At 74.0% G+C, this 9,711-nt stretch carries 9 protein-coding genes; 3 read left to right on the top strand and 6 right to left on the bottom strand.

Annotated elements, in window-relative coordinates:
* The 4 genes from WMJ97_RS12845 to WMJ97_RS12860 all read right to left on the bottom strand — a co-directional run.
* A partial coding sequence (locus WMJ97_RS12845) for a glycosyltransferase (RefSeq protein ID WP_347349395.1) occupies positions 1-2,056 on the bottom strand: 2,056 nt, incomplete at its 3' end.
* A gap of 97 nt (positions 2,057-2,153) precedes the next feature.
* Positions 2,154-2,414 carry a WhiB family transcriptional regulator gene (locus tag WMJ97_RS12850; RefSeq protein ID WP_347349396.1) on the bottom strand — a complete coding sequence of 87 codons (261 nt, stop codon included), beginning with the start codon at positions 2,412-2,414 and terminating at the stop codon, positions 2,154-2,156.
* A 90-nt stretch (positions 2,415-2,504) separates the two neighbouring features.
* Positions 2,505-3,305, bottom strand: coding sequence for a hypothetical protein (locus WMJ97_RS12855; RefSeq protein ID WP_347349397.1), 801 nt, complete (start codon positions 3,303-3,305; stop codon positions 2,505-2,507).
* Positions 3,306-3,313: 8 nt separating this feature from the next.
* Positions 3,314-4,390: a mannose-1-phosphate guanylyltransferase gene (locus WMJ97_RS12860; protein WP_347349398.1), complete on the bottom strand. Its 1,077-nt coding sequence runs from the start codon at positions 4,388-4,390 to the stop codon at positions 3,314-3,316.
* Positions 4,391-4,423: 33 nt separating this feature from the next.
* On the opposite strand from WMJ97_RS12860, the gene WMJ97_RS12865 reads away from it, so the two are divergent.
* Positions 4,424-5,131 carry a TIGR03089 family protein gene (locus tag WMJ97_RS12865; RefSeq protein WP_347349399.1) on the top strand — a complete coding sequence of 236 codons (708 nt, stop codon included), beginning with the start codon at positions 4,424-4,426 and terminating at the stop codon, positions 5,129-5,131.
* Between the two features lie 524 nt (positions 5,132-5,655).
* A complete protein-coding gene (locus WMJ97_RS12870) occupies positions 5,656-6,615 on the top strand; it encodes a DUF368 domain-containing protein (RefSeq protein WP_347349400.1) in 960 nt (319 codons plus the stop codon).
* A gap of 41 nt (positions 6,616-6,656) precedes the next feature.
* Here the strand turns inward: WMJ97_RS12870 and WMJ97_RS12875 are convergent, their stop codons facing one another.
* Both WMJ97_RS12875 and WMJ97_RS12880 read right to left on the bottom strand, forming a co-directional pair.
* The gene (locus tag WMJ97_RS12875) at positions 6,657-7,784 is read right to left on the bottom strand and encodes a nucleotidyltransferase domain-containing protein (protein ID WP_347349401.1); all 1,128 of its coding nucleotides are present in this window, start codon (positions 7,782-7,784) and stop codon (positions 6,657-6,659) included.
* On the bottom strand, positions 7,781-8,812 hold the full coding sequence (locus tag WMJ97_RS12880) for a glycosyltransferase family 2 protein (RefSeq protein ID WP_347349403.1): 1,032 nt from the start codon (positions 8,810-8,812) through the stop codon (positions 7,781-7,783). Before WMJ97_RS12880 ends, WMJ97_RS12875 begins: the two co-directional genes overlap by 4 nt.
* Positions 8,813-8,852: 40 nt before the next feature.
* Here WMJ97_RS12880 and WMJ97_RS12885 point away from each other — a divergent pair, with 40 nt between their 5' ends.
* A complete protein-coding gene (locus WMJ97_RS12885) occupies positions 8,853-9,689 on the top strand; it encodes a serine hydrolase (RefSeq protein WP_347349404.1) in 837 nt (278 codons plus the stop codon).
* The last annotated feature ends 22 nt before the right edge of the window (positions 9,690-9,711 follow it).

Consider the following 9,711-nt stretch of genomic DNA (forward strand, 5'->3'; position numbering starts at 1 on the left):
CACAGGCGCGGGCCGGGCGGCGTCCGGCGCCGACGAGCGCCAACGCCCACAGCGCGCCCACCACGGCGGCCGACAGCCACCACGGCGGCAGACCCGTGACCTCCGGCCGCCCGAGCGCGAGGTCGAGCAGCGCCGGGGCCCTGGTCGGCGCGAGGGCCGGCTCGGCGCCGGTGAGCAGGCGTCCGGGAGCGGCGAGGAGTTGCAGGGTCCAGGGCGAGAGGGCGAGGCCCGCCGGCCCGAGGACGGCCGCCACGGGCCGCAGCCAGCCGCTCGCGCCCCTGATCGCGAACGCGATCGCGACGAGCGCACCGAGCGGCCACGTGAGCGGTTCGATCGCGGTCATGGCGAGCAGCGTGAGGGCGAACCTCCCGACGACCGGCCACCCCGGACGCCGGTCGATCCACCACGTGACGAGCTGATTCGCCAGCACCGGCAGCAGCAGCGCCCACGCGACGGTCGCGACCTGGCCGCTGCCGACCGCGCCCGTCAGCACGGGGACCAGCGCGTACAGGACGCCCCCCGCCAGCGCCAGGTGCCGGTCGGCCAGCACCCGCCGCAGCACGCGGCGGGCCAGCAGGAACGCCAGCGGGACGCCGCCCAGCAGCACCGCGTCGGTCAGGATCTGCGGGTGCCCGAGCGTCACCCAGGACGCCAGCCACAGCAGCGTCTCCCAGGGCGGACCCGACGACGGATCGACGCCGGGCACCGGCCCCACGGCCTGGCGCAGCAGTTCCGCCTGCCCGGGCGCCGGCAGCAACTGCGGTCCGATCAGCGGGCCGAACAGGAACAGCCGCCAGGACGCCGCGACCGCCCCGAGCACGAGCACGACGAACGCGGCGAGCCACGCGGACGTCCGGTGTTCGTCGCGGCCGGCGAAGTCGTCGCCCGTCAGCTCGTCGAGGTCGGTGTCCGCGCGTCCCGGCTCGGCGGACGTCTCGGCGAACCCGGCGCCCCAGGCGCCGGCGCGGGCGAAGGCGTCGTCGAACGCGAACTGGGCGCTCTCGCGCCGGGTGGGCCGCAGTCCGGCGAGGTCGACCGGGCTCTCCCCCGCGACCGCCCGGAACCGCTCGACGAGGGCCGCCCGCGTCTTCCCGGGGCGGTGGCGCAGCGCGCGGGCCTCGACCCGGACCGTCTCGCCGTCCTTGCCGAGCGCGTGCAACGCCATGCGTCCGAGCGCGGAGGCGACGCCGAGCGCCCGCGCGCGGCGGCGTCCCCCACCGGGGCCGAAGGCCTCGGCCAGCGCCATCCCCCAGCGCCGGCGCTCCAGGATCGGATCGGCGGCCGCCCCCGGACGAATGCGGCGCGTGGACGCCTCCCAGTGCACCAGCTTCGCGGCCGGCTCCGCGACGACGCCCCGCCCGGACGCCCGCGACAGCCACCCGAACTCGATGCCCTGCGCGGCCGAGGCGACGTCGTCGTTCAGGCCGATCGCCTCCCAGGCGGACCGGCGCATGAGCAGGCCGCAGACGCTCGCGCCGAGGGTGTCGTCGGCGTCCAACTGGCCCTGGTCGATGACGCCCGGGCCGACGACGGGCAGGACGACGCCGCTGGGCGTCACCGTCTGTCCGAGTTCGGCCACGGGCGCGGGCGTATCCCGCCGATGGGGCTGCAGCAGCAGCGGGGCGGCCGCGTCGGCGTCCGGACGCAGGCTCAGCCGGGCGACCAGTCGCTCGAGCGCGTCGGGACGCGCGACGACGTCGTCGTGCAGCAGCCAGAGGAACTCGGCCGAGGACGCCTCCGCCAGCCCGGCGCGGACGGCCTCGCCGAAGCCGGTGCCGGCCGGGACGGTGACGACGGCGTCCACCAGCCCTTGGGCATGGGCGGTCGCGAGATCGGAGGGGGTCTGGTCGACCGAGCCGGCGTCGACGACGACGAGGTCGTCGGGCGGGAGGGTCTGATCGAGCAGCGAGTCGAGCAAGTCGTCGAGCCAGCGCTCGCCGTTGTGCGTGACGACGACGACCGAGACGGACGCCCCGCTCACGTCGGGCGCCGGGGGCGCCTCGTCGGGATCGGTGACCCAGGACCAGGGGTCCGGGTCGTCGGGAGGGAGGTTCACGAGGGTCAGGCTAGTTGCCGAGATGGGACCTGGGCTTCGGGGGCGCGCGCGTCCCGCGCACCGAGCGCGACTCGGTGTCGCTACCCTGCCTCAGGGCTCAGACGGCCCGCTTCTTCAGCTTGCGGCGCTCGCGCTCCGACAGGCCGCCCCAGATGCCGAAGCGCTCGTCGTGCGCCAGCGCGTACTCGAGGCACTCGGCCCGCACGTCGCAGGACTGGCACACACGCTTCGCCTCGCGCGTCGAGCCGCCCTTCTCGGGGAAGAACGCCTCCGGGTCGGTCTGAGCGCACAGCGCGCTCTCTTGCCACCCGAGGACACCCTCGTCCGAGATGGATTCGGCGACCAGCAACTCGTACATTGCTTCCTCCTTGACGCACCGGCCAAAAGCTGAACTGGCTGAATTACATGCCTGTCATTCGGCATTCGTCAAGCTGGACGAGAAAAAACCTCAGGAATCGCGCGATTTTTGCGAGGTGTCGCCATCTTCTGGCGTCACCCGCCGCCACCCCAGCGCCTCGGCCGCTCCGTCGCGAACCTGCGGGCGGCTACGCCGAACGCCGGAGGACGCCCCCGGATCAGCCTGGGCCGACGGGCTCGGGGACGACTCGACGGCCCGGCGGGCCCCCGTCTCATCGTCGTCGTCGCTGCGCGACGTCAACTCGGGCGCACCACCGGACGCCGACGGCGCACCCCCGGACGCCGCGTCCGCCGCCGTCTTCCACACGCTGCCGGACGCCGCGCTCGGCCGCCACACGGGCGGGGCCGGCTCGGGGGCCTCGGCCGGGGAGGGTTCGGGCTCGGGGTCGACGAGGCGTCCGGCCGCGGAGGCGCGGTAGATGATCCACAGCGTGATCGCGCCCATGCCCTTGAGCACGACGGCCAGCAGCCCGCCGAGCGCCTCCAGCACGACCCCGACCGCCCCCGCGGACGCCGACAGCCCCCACACGGTCGCCACGATCGTCAGCAGGACGCCGATCGTCACCACCCACGCGGACGCCAGCGCCAGGCTCTTCGCCCGCGGCGACGGGCTGCCCACGTAGAGACACACGCACACCAGCGCGACCAGCACGATGACCATCGTGAGGTTGAGGGCGTTGTTCGCGGCGTCCTGGAACGCCTGCGTGGTGGGGACGCGCTCGCGCATGACCCGGTCGGCCAGCCGCACGGCGCTCAGCACGAGGCCGGCCACGATGATGACGAGCACGATCCAGGCGGCCGGCTCCCGGAAGCGCTTCAGATTCTCGACCACGGCGGCTCCTAGGCGAACGAGGGGGCGGATTCGGCGATGCGGCCGACGAGCGATTTGACCTTCTCCGCGTCGTCGAGCGTCGTCACCAGCGTGGCGTCGGGCGTGACGACCACGACGGCGCCGCTGATGCCGGCCACCCCGACGAGGTGCCCCGGGCCCGCGGCGTTGAAGACGAGGTTGTGCTGGGCGTCCACCGTGACGGCGAGGCCTTCGACGGCGTTGCCGTCGGCGTCCGTCGCGACGATCTCGGCGAGGGAGGCGAAGCCGCCCACGTCCCGCCACGAGATCGGCAGCCCGACCGACAGGACGCGGCCCGCGCCGCGCCCGTGCGAGACGGGCTCCATGATCGCGTAGTCGACCGACACCTTTCGCAGCGCGGGGAAGATCTCCTCGAGGCGTCCGGGCTCGGCGGCCAACTCGGTGATCGCCGCGTGGGTCTGCGGCTCGAGCAGGCGGACCTCCTCGAGGAAGGACGCCGCCCGCCACACGAACATGCCGGCGTTCCACCAGTAGCGCCCCGAGGCGACGTAGTCGGTGGCGACGTCGAGGGACGGCTTCTCCTTGAACTCGGTGACCACGCAGGCGTCCCCGAAGCCTGGGACCGGCTGGCCGCGTTCGAGGTAGCCGTAGCCGGTGTGCGGCTCGGTGGGCACGACGCCGAGCGTCACGAGGGCGTCCGGCTGATCTTCGGCGAGCGCGAACGCGCGATCGAGGGACGCCGCGAAGGCGTCCACCGGCTCGATGATCTGGTCGGCGGTGAGCTGCGCGATGACGGCCTCGGGGTCGCGGTCGGCGAGGACGGCCGCCGGCCAGGCGCAGGCGTTGAGCGAGTCGCGGCCGATCGGCTCGCCGAGCAGGTTCTGCTCGGGCAGTTCGGGCAGGTCGTCGCGGACGGCGTCCAGATAGGACGCCCCGGTCACGACCACGACCCGCTCCGCCGGGACCAGCCGCAGCGCGCGCTCGAAGGCGAGCCGCAGCAGGCTCGTGCCGTTGACGATCTTGAGCAGCTGCTTCGGCGTGCCCTTCCGCGAGAGCGGCCAGAGCCGGGTGCCGGAACCGCCGGCCATGATCACCACGTAGCGCATGGCGACAGACTATCGACCGCCTAGCATGAGTGGGTGACTGCCATCCCGCCCGCGCACGACCTGCTCGCGGCGCGCGCCCGCCGCTCGGGCGGGGCGCCGCTGCTGACCCACTACCGGCCCGCGTCCGGGGAGCGGGTCGAGCTCAGCGCGACCAGCCTGGCGAACTGGGCCGACAAGGCCGCGAACCTGCTCGACGGGCTCGGGGTGGACGAGGGTTCCGAGGTGGCGCTGCCCGTGCTGGTGGAGCGTCCGGCGTCGTGGATGGGGCTCGTGCTGCCGCTCGCATGCTGGCAGCGGGGCGTCGGGGTGCGGGTCGTGCCGCGCGAGGAGGCGTCCGGGGCGGACCTGGTGGTCATCGGTCCGGACGCCCCCGGCCCCGTCGGCTTCGAGACGCTCGCCTGCTCGCTGCACCCGTGGGGGCTCGCGCTGCCGGGGATGCCCGACGGGGTGACCGACTTCAGCTCGTCGGCGATGGCCGAGCCGGACGCCCACGGGGGCGTCCCGGCGCAGCCGTCCGCTGTGGCCTGGCTCTCGGACGCCCGCGACGTGACGTTCGCCGGCCTCCGCGACCTGGAGCCGCTCGACGAGCGGGTACTGCTCACGCCCGACGACCCGTGGGAGGCCGTGTCGACGGTCTGGAGGGCGGCGTCCGGACAGGGGTCGGTCGTCCTCGTCGACGGGCCCGCGGACGCCGACCAGCTCGCCCGGATCGCCCACGACGAGCGCGCGGTGCGTTTCTAACTGACGTTCTCCACACTCTGGTGTGGAGAACGTCACACGGGTCAGGGCGGCGCCTCCCCTGCGCGGACGCCTCTCCCGTGCGGACGCCTCGCCTGGCAGCGCCTCCCACCCCGGGCATCCCTCGCCCCCCCAAGCACTGCACCCTGGCCCCGTGCGGCCCCTCGCCTCGCGCCCCGCCCCGTGCGGACGACTCTCGCCTCACCCCGTGCGGACGAGACTCCCCCCTCCCCCCCGTGCATCCCCTCACCCCGCGCAGCCCCTCGGCCCCTGCGAACGAGGGGTCTCTGCTCGTCGAGAGATCCTGTCAGAGCGTCGCGCGGCGCCATCGGTTGCGCACTCGTTCGCAATCGGCGTCCCACCGAGGCCGGTGCGCGCGTCCCCCGCTCGGACGCCGTGGCCACACCCAACCCACCGAGCCCGCGACCGTGCGACAGAATCCACACCAGAGTGTGGAGAACGTCAGGTAGAAACGCACACGGCAACCGAGTTCTGGTTGAACAATCAACCGGCTAATATGAGTCCTGATGACTACGACGACCGCAGCCACCAGAACGACCACCCCCCACACCCCCCGCACCCCGACGCGCATCGTCCTGCCTCAGGTCGCGCGCGGGTTCGTCATGGGCGCCGCCGACATCGTCCCCGGCGTCTCCGGCGGCACGATCGCCCTGGTCCTCGGCATCTACCGCCAGCTCATCGCGGCGCTGCACACGGCGTCCAGCGCGGCGCGCGCACTCCTGACGGGCCAGCCGCGCGAGGCCCTCGCCCACCTGCGCGCCGTGCCGTGGCTGTGGCTGGGCAGCCTCGGCGCCGGCATCCTCACGGTGATCGCCGTCCTGTCCGGACCCATGGAGGCCGCCCTCCGCGCCTACCCCGAGCAGTTGGCCGGGCTCTTCGTGGGCCTGATCGCCGCCGCGGTCGTCCTCTGCTGGCGACAGCTCACCGGCACGACGCCCGCGAAGCTGGCGCTGGCCGCGGCGTCCGCCGTCGCGACGTTCGTGCTGCTCGGCCTGGCACCCTCGGGCACGGGCGGCTCGGAGGGGGCCCCGTGGTGGGTGTTCTTCGGCGCCGGCGCGATCGCCATCTGCGCGATGATCCTGCCCGGCATCAGCGGGTCGTTCCTGCTCGTCCTCATGGGGATGTACGCCCCCGTCATCGGCGCCGTCGCCCACCGCGACGTCGGCACGCTCGCCGTCTTCGCGCTCGGCTGCGCGACCGGCCTGGCGCTGGCGTCCAGCGCGTTGCACTGGCTGCTGAACCGGTTCCACGACGCGGTGCTCGCGGCGATGATCGGCCTGATGGTCGGCTCGATCCGCATCCTGTGGCCCTGGCCGTACGGCCTCGACAGCACCGAGATCGCGCTCCCCTCGCCGGACGCCGCCCTCGTGCCAACCCTGCTCGGCATCGGCGGCTTCGCGCTCGTCCTCACCCTGGACGCCGCCGCCCGCCGCCTGCGCGGCGCGACCGCCGGCTCCGAGGCCTGAGCAAGCACCCGACGCCCACCCCGGACGCCGCCCGCCCCTGTTCAGAGGCCCAGTTCGCGCACCAGCCAGCCGCCGAACCCGTCGCACAGGGCCAGCGCGAGCACCGGATCGACGCGCCCCGACCAGCCGAGCTCGACGGCGTCCGCCATCTCCTCGGCGCGCTCGGGATGCAGGCGCGCGAAGACGAGCGCCATCGTCGTCGGCTCGGACGTCCACCCGCCCCATCGCGGCATGACCAGGGCGAACGCGAGGCGCGCGAGCCGGCGTCCGGCCGAACGGCACAGGGCCTCGGCGTCGCCCGACTCGGCCTCGGGCAGGGCCGCGCGGAGGCGTCCGAGCGCCGCGGGCGCGGTCTTTTGGATGCCGAGCGCCAGCGCGCGCGTCGGCCGGGGCCGCGGGATCTCCTCGCCGAGGTCCTCCCCCCAGACCGGGGCGCACAGCACCCCGAGATGGAAGCCGGCATCGTGCATCTCCGCCGGGTCGGTCAGCTCGGCCACCGATCCAATGAGTACCCCCAGGCCGCGCACCGACTCGTGCAGCTCGTCGAGCGTCGCCCCGATGGACGCCGCCCGCTCGCGGTCGGCGGGGGTCACGTCGTCGCGGAGCGCCACCTGGGCGTCCAGGTCGGACGCGCCGGGCACCGCCGCCCCCCGGACGACGCTGCCGTACAGGTAGATCGAGTGCACCCGCTCGCCGAACGCCCGCCGGACGAACGCGATCAGGTCGTCCACCACCGGACGGAACGCCCGCCCGATCAGCTCCGCCGACCCTTCCCGCAGGATGCGCCCGTGCGCGTCGATGCCCCGCTGATGCTCCGCCCGGACGATGATCGACAGGTCGTGCACGTCCTGCGGCCGCATGGACAGCCCGGTGTGGAACGACCGCTGCACCCGGGGCGCCAGGCACGGCACGACGCGCTCCAGCCAGCCGTCCACCACCTCACCCTCCTCGCGCACGGACGGATCCTCGACCGCGAGCAGCGACACCTCCGGGCTCTCCCCGAGCGCCGCCCGCGCGCCGTCCAGGTCGGCCACGGCCACGTCCAGATTGCGGTGGGGCCGCGTCTGCTCGCCGACGAGCGCGTCGGCGCCCCAGCCGCCGGTCACGGCATGCCGGACGCCCGCCGCCGCGAGCGCCGCCGACACCTCCGCCACGTCCGCCGGCTTCATCGGTCGCGCCTCAACCCGCGCAGGAACCCCGCGCCCCAGCACATCTGCATCACCCCGACGACCGGCGGCACCCACGCCCGCGCGCGGGGCGGCAGCGACCGGTCCATCCGCAGGGCCGCGACGCCCAGAAACGCGGCGTAGACGGCCGGCGCGGCGAGCCCCGCAGCGAGCCAGCGGCGTCCGGTGGCCAGCCCGGCCAACCCGGCGACCGTGCCGACGGAGAGCCCGACGACGCTCGCCGGGGGCACCAGATACCGGACACTCGCCGTGTCGGGGTTGCGCCGGATCACCTCCCGCCGCCACTGCCCCGTCGCGAAGAACTGCCTGGCCAGGGCCTTCATCGTCGAGCGCGGCCGGTACGTCACCCGCATCCGCGGCGTGAACCAGACGGTCTCGCCGGCCTGGCGCAGGCGGTAGTTGAGGTCCCAGTCCTGCGCGCGGTGCAGGGTCTCGTCGTACCCGCCGGCCGCGGCGAGGGCGTCCTTGCGGAACGACCCGAGAAAGACGGTGTCGGCTGGCCCCTCGGCCGACGACGCCAGGTGGAACGTCGACGCCCCGAGCCCCAGCGGCGAGTTGTAGGCCGCGGCGACGGCCTGCTCGAACGGGGTGCGGCCGCGGGCGTCCATGATGCCCCCGACGTTCGCCGCGCCGGTGCGGCGCAGCGTCTCGACGGCGATCTCGATGTAGCGCGGGGCGAGTTCGCCGTGCCCGTCCACGCGGACGACGATGTCGTGCCGGGACGCCGCGATCGCCAGGTTCAGGCCCGCCGGCGTCCGGCCGGTCGGGTTGTCGACGACGACGAGCCCCGGGTGCTCGGACGCGAGGGCGCGGGCGACCTCCAGCGTCCGGTCGCGGCTCGGGCCGACCGCCAGCACGACCTCCAGCTCGCCGGGATACCCCTGGTCGTAGACCGCTTCGACGGCGCCGCGCAGGTCCGGCTCCTCGTTCAGAACCGGCATCACGACGCTCACGGCCGGCCAGGGGTCGATGGGCACGTCGGCGGTCCTTTCGCAGCGGGTCTCTGCCATGATGTCATGCGTCCCTCAGCAGATTGGAGCCAGCATGGGCGTGTCGAGGCGCGCATTCCTCGCCGGCGCGGCAGCCACGGCCGCCCTCGCCGGGTGCGGACGGGCTCCGGTGGACATCCGGACGCCGACGGCGTCCCCGACCGGCCCGGTGCGCGCGCAACTCGCCCAGATCATGGACGCCTACGCGGCGAACACCGACCGGCTCGGCCTCGCGCTGCGCGACCTCACGTCGGGGAAGGACTTCGAGTTCCGCGGCGACTACTCCAGCCAGAGCGCGTCCATGGCGAAGGTCATGATCGTCGCCATGGCCCTCCGAAAGGCGGCCGCCGACGGCGGCGAGCTGCCGTTCGAGCGCATGACGCAGGCGTCCAACGCGATCATCCACTCCGACAACGACTCCGCGGACGCCCTATGGGCCTACGCCGGCGGCCCCGACGCCTACCAGATGCTCGCGAACGAGCTCGGCATGACGCAGACCCATCGCGATCCCGACAAGGACTTTTGGAGCTGGACGTGGACGACGCCGTCCGACCAGCGCCTGCTGATGGACCGCATCATGCACGGCACCCCCGCCCTCACCGTCCAGGATCGCTTCTACCTGCTCGACCTCATGAGCAAGGTCGAGCAGGCCCACACGTGGGGCGTGGGCGCGCCGAAGTCGACCGACGTGGACGTCTGGATGAAGAACGGCTGGGTCCAGTTCCAGAGCACCGACAACCTGTGGGCCGTGAACTCGATGGGCCACGTGCAGGGCGAGGGCCGCGATTACATCCTCGCGATGATGTGCCGGATGCCCACGTTCGAGGCCGGCAAGCAGTTGCTCAACGACATCGGCGGCGACGTGTTCGCCGCGCTGGGGTCCGGCAAGCTGGAGTGAGGGCGTCCCCGGAGCGGACGCC

The organism is Nigerium sp. (assembly GCF_039811905.1).
Classification (GTDB): Bacteria; Actinomycetota; Actinomycetes; order Propionibacteriales; family Propionibacteriaceae; genus Propioniciclava.

Coding starts and splice junctions, on each gene's coding strand:
- WMJ97_RS12850 (WP_347349396.1), bottom strand. CDS start 2,414: ATGTACGAGTTGCTGGTCGCCGAATCCATCTCGGACGAGGGTGTCCTC.
- WMJ97_RS12860 (WP_347349398.1), bottom strand. CDS start 4,390: ATGCGCTACGTGGTGATCATGGCCGGCGGTTCCGGCACCCGGCTCTGG.
- WMJ97_RS12870 (WP_347349400.1), top strand. CDS start 5,656: ATGACTACGACGACCGCAGCCACCAGAACGACCACCCCCCACACCCCC.
- WMJ97_RS12875 (WP_347349401.1), bottom strand. CDS start 7,784: ATGAAGCCGGCGGACGTGGCGGAGGTGTCGGCGGCGCTCGCGGCGGCG.
- WMJ97_RS12880 (WP_347349403.1), bottom strand. CDS start 8,812: ATGGCAGAGACCCGCTGCGAAAGGACCGCCGACGTGCCCATCGACCCC.